This window comes from Pseudomonas sp. Z1-12 (assembly GCF_051132015.1).
Lineage (GTDB): Bacteria > Pseudomonadota > Gammaproteobacteria > Pseudomonadales > Pseudomonadaceae > Aquipseudomonas > Aquipseudomonas zanjanensis.
This window is the reverse complement of record NZ_CP071647.1, coordinates 2,581,776-2,596,651: the sequence shown is the minus strand read 5'-3', so window position 1 is coordinate 2,596,651 and position 14,876 is coordinate 2,581,776. Positions and strand designations below refer to the sequence as shown.

The following is a 14,876-nucleotide window of genomic DNA, read 5'->3' as shown; positions in this document are numbered from 1 at the left end:
TAAAAGTGCGGGTGAATCAGGAGAACAGCGTCAGCGCCCCGGTCAGCAGGGCCAATGCAGTAATGACCAGAGAGGTGAGCACCGCCCATTTGATGGTGGCCTTCTGGAAGTCGCCCAGGTCGCGGTCGACCATGCCCACCAGCAACAGGGTCGAGGCCACCAGTGGGCTCATCAGGTGCACCGGCTGGCCAAGAATGGACGCCCGGGCAATTTCCACCGGATCGATCCCGTAGGCCGCCGCGGCGTTAGCCAGGATCGGCACGACACCGAAGTAGTAGGCATCGTTGGACAACACGAACGTCAGCGGCATGCTGGTAATCGCCACCACCAATGGGAACAGATGGCCCCAGGACGGCGGAATCCAGTCCACCAGGGTTTGCGCCAACGCATCGACCATTTTCGTCCCGGAGAAAATCCCGGCGAAAATGCCCGCGGCAAACACCAGCAGGACCACGGTCATGGCATTGCCCGAATGGGCGAGAATGCGTTCCTTCTGAATATCCAGCTGCGGATAGTTGATCATCAGCGCCAGGACAAAACCGATCAGGAACAGGATCGCCGAGTGCATGAGCCCCATCACCAGCGCGACCATCACCGCGACCACCAACAGCAGGTTGACGTAGGCCAGTTTCGGACGTTTGTGAGGCGTGTCTTCCATGATCGCGTTGATGTAGCAGTTACCGCCGCCGCTTTGCAGTTGGACATTGCCGATGCGCTTGCGCTCGGCACGGCCCAACAGGAACGCCGTGAACACCACCCATGCGGCCCCACCGATCATGGTCGGCAGCAACGGCACGAAGTACTCTCCGGCATCCAGGCCCAGGGCTGCGATGGCACGGGTCGCCGGGCCGCCCCAAGGGGTCATGCCGCTCATGATGCTCAAGGAGAGCATGGAAACGGTCGCCAGAATCATCGGGTTCATGCCGATGCGCTTATACAGCGGCAGCATCGCGGCACAGGTGATCATGTACGTCGTCGTGCCGTCACCGTCCAGCGCCACCAACAGCGACAACAGCGCAGTGCCCACGGCGATCTTCATCGGGTCGCCATTGACCCGCTTGAGGATCTTGCGGATCAGCGGGTCGAACAGACCGGCGTCAATCATCAAGCCGAAAAACAGGATCGCGAACAACAGCAGTGCCGCTGACGGAGCGACCATCTTCAGGCCATCCAGCATCATCTTGCCGGTGGTCCCGCCAAAGCCGCCAAGCACGGCAAAGACGATCGGCACCACCGTCAGGGCGACGATGGGCGACAGCCGTTTGGTCATTATCAGGAAGGTGAAGACCACCACCATGGCCAAGCCAAGTAAAGCGAGCATATGTCAGATCTCTTGTTGTTATTGAGTCGCTGATGCAATGACGAGGTCTGCCTGGCTAACCGGCCAGGCGCCGGGAAACCGTGGCGTATACAAAACCTGAAAAAAGGCGGCGGGCGGTGCGTACTACCGAGGCTCGAATGGTCTCACCCGTTTCGCCGGTGTAGGACAACACGACATCGATACCGCCGCTAGGGTGCTCGATGCGAACCTGCTCCAAACGAGGCGCGCTGCCGCCACCGATCAGGTTGGCCGCGACACTGCCGTGGGTCACGCAAGCCGTCGCCAGGCCGATGGAGCCGGTGATTGCCAAGGCACGGTGACAGCTGTGGGGCATGAAGTAGCGCACCTGGAGGGTCCCGCCAGACTTGGCCGGCGACACCAGGACTGGCTTGGGGATCACCATGTCGCTGACGTCACCCAGGCCCATCGCCCGGCCGGCTTTGAGCCGCAAGGATTCCAGGCGCTGCATGAATGCCTTGTCGGCATCCAGTTCAGCGGGGCTTTCGTCACCGCGCTTGCCCAGTTGGCTGGCCTCGACGATCAGCATCGGCATGGCCATGTCGATGCAGGTCACCGCAATGCCGTCGATCATGTCCAGGGGTTGCCCGGTCGGGAAGAGCTTCCCCGTCTTGCTGCCCGCGGCATCGAGGAAGGTCAGTTGCACCGGGGCGGCCGTGCCGGGCACGCCATCGATGGCGGTGTCGCCTTCGTAGCTGACCTTGCCTTTCGGGGTTTGCACGTCGGAATTCACGAAAGTCCCGGTATTGAGGTTGCGAATGCGCACCCGGGTCAGCTCGCCGGTAGCCTTGACCAGCCCCTGCTCGATGGCGAACGGGCCGACGGCGCAGAGCATGTTGCCGCAGTTGGGCGCGGTGTCGACCCGACGTTGGGAAACCATGACTTGAACGAACAGATAATCGACGTCGGCTTCCGGGTGCAGCGATGGACTGACGATCGCCACCTTGCTGGTCTGTGGGCTGCCGCCGCCGATGCCGTCGATTTCCAGTTCGTGGCCGGAACCCATCAGGTTGATCAGCAACTCGTCACGTTCGGCGATGGCGACCGGCAGATCCCAGGCGAGAAACACCGGGCCTTTTGACGTACCGCCGCGCATCAGCACACAAGGAATTCGCTTCATGAACATTAACTCTTGTTGATCAATCTGGATAATTGATGTTCTGGACACAAGAGTGGCAGGGTTTAAAAAGTGTTTCCAATGCAAAGATCGTCACAATTATTGCGTTTCACAAAAGAATTATTCTAGGATTCGCCCAGGGCTCACCGCCCTTCCCCAGCGAGAGAAAACATGGAATATGAACTGCAGGACATACGATCTTTCGTGAAAATCGCCGAACTGGGCAGTTTCCACGAGGCCGCCGATGCGTTGCACTTGTCCCAACCCGCCTTGAGTCGGCGGATGAAGAAACTCGAGGAAGGCTTGGGGACCGCTTTGCTCGATCGCACCACCCGCAAGGTCAGCCTGACGAGCGTCGGCCGTGACTTCCTGCCCAAGGCGCGGCGCCTGCTGGATGATTTCGACGACTCGATCCTCAATATCCGCGAGCTGGCGGAGCGACAGATCGGCCGGGTGACCTTGGCCTGCATCCCCACGGCGGCGTTCTATTTCCTGCCTTCGGTGATCCGCCTCTATAACGAGCGCTACCCGAAAATCCGCATCCGCCTGCTCGACCTCAGCGCCAATGAAGGGCTCGAAGCGGTGTTGCGCGGCGAAGCCGATTTCGGCATCAACATGATGAGCGGCCAGCACCCGGACATCGAGTTCGTGCCCCTGGTCAACGAACCCTTTGTGCTGGCCTGCCGGCGCGACCATGAGTTGGCCGAACGCAGCGCGGTCACTTGGTCGGAACTCAGCGATTACCGGTTGATCGGCGTTGGCCGCCTGAGCGGCAACCGCATGCTCCTGGACCACGCGCTGTCGGGCCTGAGCTGGCGCCCGCAGTGGTTTTACGAAGTGCAGCACCTGTCCACGTCGTTGGGACTGGTGGAGGCTGGCCTGGGCGTGTCGGCGATGCCCAGCCTGGCAATGCCGGCCGGGGACCATCCAACGCTGGTCAGCGTGCCGCTGATCGAGCCGGTGGTAAACCGCTCGCTGGGCCTGGTCTATCGCCGGGGCGCATCGCTCTCCCCGGCCGCGGAGAAATTCGTCTCGATCCTGCTTGAACAGTGGCCGCAATGAAGCGAGAGCCGCCACACCACCAGCGCGGCGAGGCTGATCGAGGCGCCCAGCAGGCTGACCGCCATCCAGCCCCATAGCGCGAAGACCTGGGTTGCGGCAACGGCGCCCAGTGCACTGCCCACCGAGTAGAAACACATGTAGGCGCCGACCATGCGGCTTTGGGCGTCAGGCCGTGCAGCGAAAATCAGGCCCTGGTTAGTGACGTGCACGGCTTGCACCGCGAAGTCGAGCAACACCACACCGCAGACCAGCGCAATCAGGGAGGTCTCGGTCAACGCGATGGGCAGCCAGGAAAGCGTCAGGAGCCCCAGCGACCAGCCGGTCACCCGTTGTCCAAAGCCTTGGTCAGCCCAACGTCCGGCGCTTCTGGCCGCCAGGGCTCCTGCGACGCCGGCCAGGCCAAACAGGCCGATGGTGGTGTGGGAAAGCGCCAGCGGCGCGGCGCTCAACGGCAGCACCATGGCCGTCCATAACACCGAAAAAGCGGCAAAGACCAGCAAGGCCAGCAGCCCCCTGGTCCGTAGCACCGGCTCGGTCACGAACAGCATGAACAGCGAGCGAATGAGCGCCAGGTATGGCTCCCGGTTGCGGGGCGACACGGCGGCAGGCACCACGGCCCAGAACACCGCCGCGATGATCAGCATCAAGGCCGAGGAAACGAAATAAACCCCGCGCCAGCCCGCCAGATCGGCGATCACTCCAGAGATGAACCGCGCCAGGAGAATCCCCAGGACGACGCCACTGGTGACGGTTCCCACGGCCTGTCCCCGCTGGGAGGGCGAGGACAGCGCGGCGGCATAGGCCACCAGCACCTGGACGACCACCGCCAGCAGCCCCATCACGATCAGGGCGCCCAGCAACGCCAACCAATGCTGGGCTGCGCCGACGGCCGCCAGCACCATCGCAGACACCACCAATTGCGCCAATACCAGCCGTTTACGGTTGACCCTGTCCCCCAGCGGGACGATGAACAGCAACCCCAGCGCGTAACCGACCTGGGTGGCCGTCACCACGACCCCGATCCGTCCCGAAGCGACACCCAGACTCTCGGCCATCGACGCGAGCAAGGGCTGGGCAAAGTAGACGTTGGCGACGGCCAGTGCGCAGGTCACGGAGAACAATAACGTGAGCGACGGCGAAAGGCCTGGGCACTGCTGCGCACTCAAGGAACCCGATGCCCTCCTATAGGAGCTGCCGAAGGCTGCGATCTTCTGATCTTTCGCTTGAGATTCAAGCGTCTCAGGAAAGATCGCAGCCTCGCTTCGCTCGGCAGCTCCTACACGGGAGCAAGCTCCCTCACCACGCTGGTTTTCCGAAGACTGCGAGGTGAAACCATCGGCCTCTGCTGTCATGCATGTCTCCTTGGCGCTAAACTAGTTTCAATTAAAAACCTGATTGAATTGTTGCCCGATCAGGTTTTTATTTGCAACCACAAATGCCGGCCAACTTGGCATTGCTTTTCCAAAGGGTCAAAAAATGGAAACCGCTTCAACGCAAAACAACGAATGCCCGGTCGCCAGGGCACTCGGCGTGATAGGCGATCGTTGGTCGCTGATGATCATCCGCGACGCCTTCGACGACATCCGCCGCTTCAGTGAATTTCAAAAAAGCCTGGGCGTGGCCAAGAACATCCTGGCATCGAGGCTCAAAGCCTTGGTCGAGGTCGGTGTGTTCGACGTTCGCCCCGCCTCGGATGGAAGCGCCTACAAGGAATACGTCCTGACAGAGAAAGGACGGGAGATCTTTCCGGTGGTGGTCAGCCTGCGGCAATGGGGCGAACGCTTCCTGTTCGAGCCGGGAGAAACGCGCTCCGTGCTGCTGGACAACGCCTCCGGCCAGGCGCTCATGCCGATGGAAGTTCGTTCCTCAAGTGGCCAGAAACTCGGCCCGACCGACTGTCACAGGGTGAGGCTCATGGCCGACAACCCAACGTGAGCGCCTTTATCCCTGCAACACCAGCGACAGGTCCGGATACCGGGCGCACATGAAATCGACAAAGGCCCGCACCTTCGGCGCAGCCAGCCGCCGGGACGTGTGCAGGACCCAGAGTTCGGCTTCCTTGCCCGTTACCGTGCCCCACTGGACCAACTCGCCACTGGCCAACGGGTTCCAGGCGATCGACTGTGGGAGAAGGGCCGCCCCACCACCGGCGATGGCCGCATCGCGGATCATCAGGAACGAAGAGAAGCGCAGCCTGGGGATCGGCTCCAGGACCAGGTGACCGCCATCGAGTGCCCAATGGGTAGGCTCGAAACTCGACACCACAATGCCGGGAACCGAACGGAGGGCGCCGGGCGCAGGCTTCGGTACTTCAGGCGCAGCCACGACTACCAGCCGGTCCTTGGCGAAGCAGCGGCCGACCAGATCGCTGTCCGGGCTCGGGTTGATCCGGATCGCCACGTCAAATTGTTCCTCGACGAGATCGACCACACGGTCCTCGGCAATGGCCTCGATCGTGACGTCAGGATAGGCCGCGCAAAACTCGGCGCCGATGCGTCCCATCGCGAGCTGCGAGAACAGGACCGGGGCAGCGACACGCAAGCGTCCGCGCGGCGTCGAGACGCCCTCCTTCGCCGCCGCCATGGCTTCCGCCACCTCGGCCAATGGCCCCTCGGCCCGGGCCAGCAGCAGCGCGCCGGCCTCGGTGAGCTTCAGGCCGCGGGCGCTGCGCTCGATCAGCCGGACACCCAATTGTTCCTCAAGGTCGGCGATACGACGCGACAAGGTGGCCTTGGATATGCCGCTGGCACGGCTGGCCTTGCCCAACCCTTCGTTGATGGCCACGAGGGTGAAATCGATCAACGCGTTCAGGTTCATGGTGTTCCACTTATGCAACGGAGTGTCTACATCCTGGCATCTTCGTTTTACTCCTGCAACACCATATCGTTTGTCCATCGCAGCGGACCGACAAGGTCGTAGCGAACTTTTCTGACCCCACCCTACCCTTTGCAGGAGATTCAAAATGAGCATTCTTGTTACCGGCGCCACGGGCACCCTCGGCTCACTCATCGTTCAACGCCTCGCCGGCGCAGGCGCCGAGGTCAACGCCCTCGTGCGCCAGCCCGGCAAAGGCACGTTCCCGGCGGGCGTCGCTGAAGTCGTTGCCGACCTCACCGACGTCCCTTCGTTGCGCAATGCGCTGGCGTCGGCACGGACGCTGTTCCTGCTCAACGCCGTGACCCCCGACGAGGTGTCGCAAGCCCTCATCACCTTGAACCTCGCTCGCGAAGCGGGCATCGAGCGCATCGTCTACCTGTCGGTGATCCATGCCGACAAGTTCACCCAGGTACCGCACTTCACCGGCAAGCACACGGTCGAGCGCATGATCGAAAGCCTCGACATCCCGGCAACCATCCTGCGGCCGGCTTACTTCATGCAAAACGAAGCGATGGTCCAGCAGACGATCCGGGACTACTCGGTGTACCCGATGCCGATCGGCTCGGTGGGCGTGTCGATGATCGATGCCCGCGACATCGCCGACATCGCCGTCGCCGAGCTGCTGCGCCGCGACAGGGCGCCTTCGGCCCTGGGTCGGGTCACCCTGGACCTGGTCGGCCCGCAAGTACTGACCGGTGCCGCCGTGGCGAAAATCTGGAGTGCCGCCCTGGGTCGCGAGGTCGCCTATGGCGGTGACGATGTGGCCGCCTTCGAAGCGCAATTGGCCGCGTACGGCCCGGCGTGGCTGGCTTATGACATGCGCCTGATGATGGCTGGCATCCAGACGTTTGGCATGCAGGCGGCCGAAGGAACCGTGGAACGGTTGCAGGCGATCCTCGGACGCCCGCTGCGGACCTACGAAGACTTCGTCCGCGAGGCCGTCGCCGGGGTTTGAACAGCGCAGGGCACTACTTCCCGATCGCTACCCGCGAGTCGAACAGCCGTTGCGCGACTGGAGGCAGTGCCCGACCACGCCGCGATATCAACCCCAGGGTCCTGGGTTGTCGCTGCTGACAGGCGCGATCACCCTGTTCACTTGAGAGCAGACTAAGCCAACTGGCGAATCCCTAGAGACAGAATCAAACCACCGCACAGTCGATCAATTGCTTTTCTCCTCCCTTGATAGGCGCACGCAATCCTGGGCTGGGAAAGAGCAAGGGCGACCATTCCATACCAGGCCATTGAAACCACCACGACCACCGCCAGCATCGACAAAAACGTGCCTGGCGACACGTGGGCAGGCGCCGCGGCTGAGAAAACAGCGGCATAAAACGCCATGGACTTGGGGTTGCCGATGTTGGTCACCACACCCTGGATAAAGGATTGGCGGCAACTACCGGCGACGGCATCGTTTAACAGGCCAGGCGCATGCTTGCCCGCATTGATCAGCAGTCGGAGCCCGAACCACATCAGGTAGGCTGCCCCCAGGACCTTTATCAACAGCGCAGCCCAGGGGAGTGCAGCAAATACAACCCCGAGGCCCGCAATCGCGCAGGTAGACCAGAACAGGTTGACCAATACGATTCCCCCGACCAGGGCCAGCGCTTCAGACCGTGTAGCAGCCACCGCCTTATGGACTACCGCGACAAAATTCGGCCCAGGAATCACCACACCGGCCAGGTAGACCAAAAAAACTGTCAAGACAGCGGAACCGTCGATCATGTGCGTCCTCGCGAACTTTGTAGGCGGTGGTCGTCATCCAAAATGCCGTATGGCTGCCCTGTGCACGGGGCAATGCCACTATTCCTCGGCAGGCCTCATATGAAAAATCGTATAGGGCAGGATCAACGTATCGGCGACGATACTGAAAGGCAGGTCAATGATTGCAAACGGCGCCAGCGCGCGTGAGTAAACGTCGTTGTCGTTCGTCGCGCCCTTGATGATCTCGATATCGGTGGCCGCACCGCAGTATGGCTGGCGGCCGCAGAGCTGCCCCATGCCGAAGGTTTCGTTGGCCGTGGCACAGCCTGCCAGCAGCGCCATGATCAAAGTCATTATTACGATCCGCATGACGCTCGCTCTCCCTGAAAGGCTGGACTGTAGCACCGATGGCGGACGACCTATAGGGCATGTTGGAAGACTGCAGCGGCGACGCCAGGTTCTCCTGTAGGATGCTCACCCTGTCAATCAGTCGCGAATGTGAACAATGGAACTGCACTCGATTCTCGCCTTTACCCTGGTCGCGGCCATCGCTATCGCCAGTCCTGGACCTGCCACCTTGATGGCGATCAATAACAGCCTGGCCTACGGCCCGCGCTACGCAGTGTGGTCATCGGTGGGCAACGCCAGCGGGCTGTTCTGCCTGTCGGCCGCCGCCATGTTGGGCCTCGGCGCGTTGCTCGCCAGCTCCGAATGGCTGTTCAATGCGGTGAAAGTCCTGGGGGCCGGTTATCTGTTCTACCTGGGTGCCAAGCAGTTGTTCAAGAAGAGCCCGATACTTGCGCCGGATGTGCAAGTGGATGGCACGACCCGCAAGCCATCGCGTTCAAAACTGTACAAGTCGGCGTTCCTGACGGCCATCACCAACCCAAAGGCGACGATGTTTTTCACCGCCCTGTTCCCGCAATTCATCGACCAGAGCGCCGCGCTGCTGCCGCAGTTCCTGATTCTGACATCGATATTCGCCGGCTTGTCGCTGGTGTCCTTGAGCCTGTATGCAGCCATTGCCGCCCAGGCCAAAGGCGTGTTGAAACGGCCCGAATTTTCCGTGTGGATCAGCCGGCTCGTCGGCTCGACCTTCATCGGCTTCGGTGCGGCCATCCTGGCGATGCGTCGGCCAGCCGCTTAGGAGGGGGCTTGCTGCGCGAAATCCAGGTGACTGAACCACCGTCATCGCGAGCAAGCTCGCTCCCACAGGGATTTTCGGCGGCCACAAAATACATATACGCCGCATAACCCTCTGTGGGAGCGAGCTTGCTCGCGATGAGGCCGGCCCATCCAACATCACCGCAAACTGACTTCAAGGACGTCTGTGGTGAAGCGCCGGGACGTGTGCGCCGATGGATCTAAACCTCAAGCACCAACGGCTCGCTCCCTAGGGCCGGCACGGCGCAGCAGATCAGCACTTCACCTTCGCCCACCGGTTCGGCCGGCTGGCTCAGGTAATGCACCTGGCCGCGGCTCAAGCGGGTTTTGCAGGTGCCGCAGGAACCGCCGCGGCAACTGAATTCCGGAGTCAGGCCGCGCGCTTCGGCCAGTTCCAGCAGCGTTCCACTGCCAGGCTCCCAATGCGCTTCCTTGCCGGAACTGGCGAACAACACCTTCACCGCCTCGCTCGCGGCCGGTACTTGCTGGGGCGCCGGGACACTGACTTCGATATCCCGCACAAGGGTGGAAGGCCCGAAGGTTTCCGCATGGATGCGGTCGTCAGGAATGCGCAATTTACGCAGCCCGTCATACAGCGCCTGGGTAAAGCTGCCCGGCCCGCACAAATAGAAATCGTAGTCGTTGAGCGGCAGCAGCCGCTTGAGCAGTTCCACATCGATCCGGCCCGCCAGGTCGTAGCCTTCACCTGCCCCCGCCTCGGTGGGCGGTTGGCTGACCATGCGCAGCACCTGCAGCTTGTCGCCGGCACGGGCGGCCAACTCGTCGATCTCTTCACGGAACGCCAGGTCGGCCACCGAGCGGGCGCTTTGCACCAGCCAGACCGGGCGCATGCGGCTGATACGCTGGCCCTGGTAAACCACTTCGCGCAACATCGACAACAGCGGCGTGATGCCCACCCCCGCGGCCAACAACACCAACGGACGGCGCTCGGTGGGCTGGACCGTGAAGTGGCCCTGGGGCGCCCGCGCTTCGATCTCATGCAGCGCCCGCACCTGCTCATGCAGATGGGACGACACCGATCCATCGCGCTTGACGCTGATGCGCAGGAAATCATCCGACGGTGCGCTGGAGACGCTATAGGTCCGGATCGACGGGGCTTTGTGCCCCTCCAACAGAATCCGCACCGGCACATGTTGCCCGGCTTCAAACCGGGGCAAACCCAAGCCATCGCTCGCCTGTAGGTAGAACGAGCGAATGTCGGGGCTCTCGTCCACCACCCGCGTGACCTGCAACGAACGCCAACGGCTGCGCAGCGCCTCGGCCTGCAAGCGCTCGGCGGCCTGCTCCCAACTGCCGGTCATCAATGAATTGGGCGAGTCGCCCTCGTCCTGGTCCTTCCAACGCAGCGCGATGGCGGCCGGGCGATGGACGATGCGCTGCGGCGTGAAGCGCAGCAGCCGCTCGGCGCCCTGGAAGGCACTGATCTCGGGATCGTCCAGCAGCACTTGCGCCGAACCGCTCATTTGCAGCAGATCGCCGGTCTGGAAATCGACGAACACCAGCCCGGCCCGTGGGTTGAGCAGGATATTGCCCAGGGTGTTGAAGAACAGATTGCCGGAAAAGTCCGGGATGGTCAGCGATCCGTCTTCGTCCATGCGCACGAAGCCCGGCTTGCCGCCGCGATGCGAGGCATCGACCTGCCGCTCGCCGTCACGCACCACATAGGTGGCGATATAAAACGAATCGGCCGCCGTCACCAGGCGCCGCACCAGCGGGTCCGAGACGGTCAATTGACGCGGCGCAACAACCTGCGCATCGACAAAATGATACTGGCGCAGATTGATGTAGCGAGGGCAGTTGCCGTAGGCCTGGCTTACGGCAATCTCCAGCCCTGGGGCAAGCTGACGGCGCACGACGCCGTTCATGCGATTACGTCGCCGAGTGTGCAATTCGATCCCCAGCATGCCGATGGCATCACCCTCGCCCATGCCTTCCTGGGCCGGGTCGTTCGGCTCGGGGTCGAGGTTGATGTGCAGGGTCTGCGGATCGGGCGAGTTCATGAAGCCCGGCTGCCCCGCGCGCAGGGTCGCCCAAACGTCGCCTTGGCGATCCACCGCACCCAGCACCACGAACGGCAGCTGGGCGTAGAACGCCCGGTGCTGGTCCGGCATCCACGTGCGGGCCAGTTGCCGTTGGCCGACACCGGCCATCATGTCGACGGCCCCGACGGCGCGCTGCAAGGTCAGCTCGCCTTCGTGCCAGGGCGAGGTTTTGGCTTTCACGACTTCGTCCATCAGCGACTCCTCGCACTCGCAGCATGAATGCCTGCGCCAGTGCGCTACGGTTAGGGATTCTCCGCTACTGCACGGGCGTGCAAGTGGCTGGCGTCATCTTCTGCCCAAAGCGGCTGCGCAGGAATATGCACAAACTGCAATCCACCGTTTCATAAAATGGAAAGATGGACTCAGGTCCTGGCACGGGCGAAATGCTTGGTCAATTCGAGCAGGGTCACCCGCAACTCCGGAGGTCGCACGGGCTTGGCCAGGATTGAAATGTTCATGTGGTGCAGCGAATGACGAATTCTTTCGATGTCATGGCCGGTCATGATCATGGCGGGGACTTCCCAGCCCCGTTGCTCGCGAATCGCAGCGATGCATTCGGAACCGGAGACCTTCGTACCCAGGTCGAAGTCGGCAATGATGATGTCGCAGTCACTGGTCACCCCGACCCCATCGCTGTGGGTTTCCACTTCGCAGCCCCATTTTTCCAGTAGCGCTGACGTTGCCATCAGCACGTTGGCGTCGTCCTCCACCAGGCACACCCGCAAACCTTGCAAACGGCCTTGCGTGGGCACCGGCCTGTGCGCCGCAACCCTTGGCGCGACCGTTTCCAGCCCCTGGATCATCGCGCGTGTCCCCTTGCCCAGGCGGGAGTCCAACCGGATCTCCAGGTTGATCAACTGGCTGATTCGCTTGACGATGGACAACCCCAGGCCCAGCCCTTCGACGTCCTTGTCCCGGACGTGGCGTACCCGATAAAACTCCTTGAACACCTCGGGCAGATGCTCGGCGGCAATGCCCCGGCCCTTGTCGTAAATAACAATGGCCAAGCCACCGCCTTTCGGACGCACGCCGATCAACACCGGTTGGCCGGGGGCGTATTTGAGCGTATTGGAGATCAGGTTCTGCACCATGGTCGCCAATAGGCCGGCGTTGACACTGACCCAATGCCGACAAGGCCGCAGGCGCAACTCGACACCGGCCCAGCGAGCGGCTTCGGTGTTTTGCTTGACCACGTCCTGGAGCAACGTGCCCAGGTGCACGGGTTCGGCCTGCGGTTCAAGTTGGCCGTTATCGAGGGTGTAGATGTCCAGGATCGAACGAAACAGCTGCGACACGATGTGCAACGAGCGGTCGATATTGTCCACCAGTCGCAACTCTTCCTGCCCCAGCCGGGCATCGCGCAGGCAAGCGGTAAACAAACCGATCGAGTGAATCGGCTGGCGCAAGTCATGGCTGGCCTGGGCCAGGAAGCGGGATTTTTCCTGGTTCGCGGCAATCGCCTCTTCCGAAGCGATGCGGGTACGGGTCAGCAGGATATGCGCGTAGGCAGGCACCACGATGGTGGTGACGATCAGCATCAGGAACAGGTAGGGCTGGCCACGCCAGAACGGCGTGAGCAGGAAAATCACCACCAGGGTCGACAGCGCGATAGCGGTCGCCAGCGCCAGGTAGCGCGAGCCGAAACGCATGCCATTGCCCAACGTGACCCAGAGCAATGCCGCGTACACCGGTAGCAGTCCCTCCCCACCCACGATCAAGGCGAAGGCGAGGCTTGCATAATCCAGGGTCATCGCAAAAAGACGACGCAGGAAGAAGTGCCCGGGCCAACGCTTGATCGCCATCCGCAGCGGGACCGCGGCGCCAAAGAAAAAGGCCATGTACCACAGGATCGGTACATAGGTTTCGAAATCACTGGCCAGACAGGCCACCACAATGATGTAGAGCGCCGTACAGGCCCCGACCGTCAATCTCAACGTCGCTTGATCAAGTTCGCTATTCTTTTCCGTCATAACCACAGGATTATTCCACACGAAAGGTTGTTTCAAACTTGAAACCCGAGGGAGCAGTTTAGGTTACGATGCGCGAACTTGAATTCAGAAGGATCTGAAGCATGACCTGCCGAGTTATTGTGGCCGACGACCATCCTTTGTTTCGTGAAGGTATGTTGAGAACCATCGAACGGCTTCTGCCGACGGCCACCATAGAACAAGCCGGTAATCTGGACGAAGTGTTGGCCCTGGCGCGGTCCGGCGTGGAAGTGGACTCCTTGGTGCTGGACTTGCGCTTCCCCGGTATTAAATCGCTGCAGGTCATAAGCCAGTTGCGGCATGAGTTCAAACGCACCTCGATCATTGTGGTTTCGATGGTGGATGACAGGGATGTTATTTCCCAGGTAATGGCACTGGGTGCCGACGGTTTCATTGGCAAGAATATCGACCCCGCCGATATCGCCGACGCCATCATGGCGATTCGCGAAGGCGAAGTAGTGGTCAAGTATCAGGCGGAAAACGCCATCCTGGATGATGCACTTTCGCAACTGACCGCTCGTCAGCGACAAGTGCTTGGTTTGATCGCCGCCGGCAAGACCAACAAGGAAATAGCCCGGGCGCTGGGCATTTCCCCCTTCACGGTACGCATCCATGTCTCAAGCCTGCTCAAATCCCTGGGTGTTCCCACACGTTCAGCGGCTGCGGCGCAATTTCCCAACGTTCCAGGCGATGACGGGTGGTTGGGCAAACCGCAGACGTGAAGGTATGACGTCGCGAATAATCATTGAGCGTTATCCCCCCTGCCCGCCGCCAAGGCCATAGCACACTTGTACTATAGCTTCGCTCCGTACTCTCCCCCTAAGCTGAAGACGCTCTGAAAAAAAGCGGCTCGAACAGCCAAACATAAAACAAAACCAACGCGCCATACAGACGCCGTGCCGTATCACTGTGCCTATTGGAAAGTTACGGCGTGCCAAGCCCGTGGATTAAATAAATCGCTCGACGGCGCAATGCTGGATCAACTTCACCGTCTGCCCGGCTGAAGTGGAAGGGTCCTGACATTAACTCAAGGAAAGCCATTATGTCCTTCAACTATGGAAAAACACTTGGAAATGGATTGGCACTGTGCGTGCTGGCGGGCGTACTTAACGGCTGTGCGAACACCGGGGACTTGGGTAAGTTGATGAACACCCTGAACCAGGGAACCCAAAAATACGACGTCACCTACCTCAAGCAAACGATCATTCCGGGCAAGACGACAAAAGGCCAGATCACGCAGATGTTCGGTGCGCCGACCAACGAGGAACTCAATTCGACCAGCACCAGCAACGAGTCGAACTGGACCTACGAAAAGAATGATGAGGGCCTCGATAAGTACATGAAGCTGGCCCACAAGTACGTGTCGACCGAAACGAGCCTGAAGATGTATGAAACCTCGGCGCAACTGGCCAAGGCACAAACAGTGGCCAATGACGTCAGCAGCGTGACCGGCACGAAAACAGGCCAAAGCCAGACCCAAGGTTCGGTATTGACCATCTATTTCATCGACGATGTCGTGAAGTACTACAGGGTCTACTGACGCAATGGCGCCATCCGTTGGGGAC

Annotated in this window: 14 protein-coding genes; 6 read left to right on the top strand and 8 right to left on the bottom strand. The window is 61.2% G+C overall.

Annotated features, from left to right (window positions below):
• Nucleotides 1–16: 16 nt before the first annotated feature.
• On the bottom strand, nt 17–1,321 hold the full coding sequence (locus J3P85_RS11540) for a CitMHS family transporter (RefSeq protein WP_186705833.1): 1,305 nt from the start codon (nt 1,319–1,321) through the stop codon (nt 17–19).
• A 55-nt stretch (nt 1,322–1,376) separates the two neighbouring features.
• Nucleotides 1,377–2,459: a 4-oxalomesaconate tautomerase gene (locus J3P85_RS11535; protein ID WP_434705873.1), complete on the bottom strand. Its 1,083-nt coding sequence runs from the start codon at nt 2,457–2,459 to the stop codon at nt 1,377–1,379.
• Between the two features lie 168 nt (nt 2,460–2,627).
• Here J3P85_RS11535 and J3P85_RS11530 point away from each other — a divergent pair, with 168 nt between their 5' ends.
• The gene (locus J3P85_RS11530; protein ID WP_003200706.1) at nt 2,628–3,518 is read left to right on the top strand and encodes a LysR family transcriptional regulator; all 891 of its coding nucleotides are present in this window, start codon (nt 2,628–2,630) and stop codon (nt 3,516–3,518) included.
• Here J3P85_RS11530 and J3P85_RS11525 read toward each other — a convergent pair.
• A complete protein-coding gene (locus J3P85_RS11525; RefSeq protein WP_434705872.1) occupies nt 3,443–4,684 on the bottom strand; it encodes an MFS transporter in 1,242 nt (413 codons plus the stop codon). The genes J3P85_RS11530 and J3P85_RS11525 overlap by 76 nt on opposite strands.
• Before the next feature lie 310 nt (nt 4,685–4,994).
• Between J3P85_RS11525 and J3P85_RS11520 the strand changes: the two genes are divergently transcribed.
• Entirely contained in the window at nt 4,995–5,453 is a 459-nt protein-coding gene (locus J3P85_RS11520; protein WP_434705871.1) for a winged helix-turn-helix transcriptional regulator, read from the top strand.
• Between the two features lie 6 nt (nt 5,454–5,459).
• Here the strand turns inward: J3P85_RS11520 and J3P85_RS11515 are convergent, their stop codons facing one another.
• Nucleotides 5,460–6,335 (bottom strand): LysR family transcriptional regulator, encoded by an 876-nt coding sequence (locus tag J3P85_RS11515; RefSeq protein WP_434706356.1) that lies wholly within the window; start codon nt 6,333–6,335, stop codon nt 5,460–5,462.
• A gap of 145 nt (nt 6,336–6,480) precedes the next feature.
• On the opposite strand from J3P85_RS11515, the gene J3P85_RS11510 reads away from it, so the two are divergent.
• Nucleotides 6,481–7,350 carry an SDR family oxidoreductase gene (locus J3P85_RS11510; protein WP_434705870.1) on the top strand — a complete coding sequence of 290 codons (870 nt, stop codon included), beginning with the start codon at nt 6,481–6,483 and terminating at the stop codon, nt 7,348–7,350.
• A 152-nt stretch (nt 7,351–7,502) separates the two neighbouring features.
• Here J3P85_RS11510 and J3P85_RS11505 read toward each other — a convergent pair whose 3' ends face one another.
• Both J3P85_RS11505 and J3P85_RS11500 read right to left on the bottom strand, forming a co-directional pair.
• A complete protein-coding gene (locus J3P85_RS11505; RefSeq protein WP_186729304.1) occupies nt 7,503–8,117 on the bottom strand; it encodes a LysE family translocator in 615 nt (204 codons plus the stop codon).
• 78 nt (nt 8,118–8,195) lie between these two features.
• Nucleotides 8,196–8,450, bottom strand: a complete 255-nt coding sequence (locus tag J3P85_RS11500) for a YceK/YidQ family lipoprotein (protein ID WP_225917585.1) — start codon at nt 8,448–8,450, stop codon at nt 8,196–8,198.
• Between the two features lie 151 nt (nt 8,451–8,601).
• On the opposite strand from J3P85_RS11500, the gene J3P85_RS11495 reads away from it, so the two are divergent.
• On the top strand, nt 8,602–9,243 hold the full coding sequence (locus tag J3P85_RS11495) for a LysE family translocator (RefSeq protein WP_434705869.1): 642 nt from the start codon (nt 8,602–8,604) through the stop codon (nt 9,241–9,243).
• Between the two features lie 217 nt (nt 9,244–9,460).
• On the opposite strand, the gene J3P85_RS11490 is transcribed toward J3P85_RS11495, so the two are convergent.
• Entirely contained in the window at nt 9,461–11,515 is a 2,055-nt protein-coding gene (locus J3P85_RS11490) for a 2Fe-2S iron-sulfur cluster-binding protein (protein WP_434705868.1), read from the bottom strand.
• A 170-nt stretch (nt 11,516–11,685) separates the two neighbouring features.
• Entirely contained in the window at nt 11,686–13,293 is a 1,608-nt protein-coding gene (locus J3P85_RS11485; protein ID WP_434705867.1) for an ATP-binding response regulator, read from the bottom strand.
• A gap of 101 nt (nt 13,294–13,394) precedes the next feature.
• Between J3P85_RS11485 and J3P85_RS11480 the strand changes: the two genes are divergently transcribed.
• Both J3P85_RS11480 and J3P85_RS11475 read left to right on the top strand, forming a co-directional pair.
• Nucleotides 13,395–14,033 carry a response regulator gene (locus tag J3P85_RS11480; protein ID WP_434705866.1) on the top strand — a complete coding sequence of 213 codons (639 nt, stop codon included), beginning with the start codon at nt 13,395–13,397 and terminating at the stop codon, nt 14,031–14,033.
• Nucleotides 14,034–14,353: 320 nt separating this feature from the next.
• Nucleotides 14,354–14,851, top strand: a complete 498-nt coding sequence (locus J3P85_RS11475) for a hypothetical protein (protein ID WP_250963690.1) — start codon at nt 14,354–14,356, stop codon at nt 14,849–14,851.
• The last annotated feature ends 25 nt before the right edge of the window (nt 14,852–14,876 follow it).

Excerpts from the sequence above, each read along its gene's own strand:
- J3P85_RS11530 (WP_003200706.1), top strand. The coding sequence starts at position 2,628 with ATGGAATATGAACTGCAGGACATACGATCTTTCGTGAAAATCGCCGAA.
- J3P85_RS11500 (WP_225917585.1), bottom strand. The coding sequence starts at position 8,450 with ATGACTTTGATCATGGCGCTGCTGGCAGGCTGTGCCACGGCCAACGAA.
- J3P85_RS11515 (WP_434706356.1), bottom strand. The coding sequence starts at position 6,335 with ATGAACCTGAACGCGTTGATCGATTTCACCCTCGTGGCCATCAACGAA.
- J3P85_RS11535 (WP_434705873.1), bottom strand. The coding sequence starts at position 2,459 with ATGAAGCGAATTCCTTGTGTGCTGATGCGCGGCGGTACGTCAAAAGGC.
- J3P85_RS11520 (WP_434705871.1), top strand. The coding sequence starts at position 4,995 with ATGGAAACCGCTTCAACGCAAAACAACGAATGCCCGGTCGCCAGGGCA.
- J3P85_RS11490 (WP_434705868.1), bottom strand. The coding sequence starts at position 11,515 with ATGGACGAAGTCGTGAAAGCCAAAACCTCGCCCTGGCACGAAGGCGAG.
- J3P85_RS11480 (WP_434705866.1), top strand. The coding sequence starts at position 13,395 with ATGACCTGCCGAGTTATTGTGGCCGACGACCATCCTTTGTTTCGTGAA.
- J3P85_RS11540 (WP_186705833.1), bottom strand. The coding sequence starts at position 1,321 with ATGCTCGCTTTACTTGGCTTGGCCATGGTGGTGGTCTTCACCTTCCTG.
- J3P85_RS11485 (WP_434705867.1), bottom strand. The coding sequence starts at position 13,293 with ATGACGGAAAAGAATAGCGAACTTGATCAAGCGACGTTGAGATTGACG.
- J3P85_RS11495 (WP_434705869.1), top strand. The coding sequence starts at position 8,602 with ATGGAACTGCACTCGATTCTCGCCTTTACCCTGGTCGCGGCCATCGCT.
- J3P85_RS11505 (WP_186729304.1), bottom strand. The coding sequence starts at position 8,117 with ATGATCGACGGTTCCGCTGTCTTGACAGTTTTTTTGGTCTACCTGGCC.
- J3P85_RS11475 (WP_250963690.1), top strand. The coding sequence starts at position 14,354 with ATGTCCTTCAACTATGGAAAAACACTTGGAAATGGATTGGCACTGTGC.
- J3P85_RS11510 (WP_434705870.1), top strand. The coding sequence starts at position 6,481 with ATGAGCATTCTTGTTACCGGCGCCACGGGCACCCTCGGCTCACTCATC.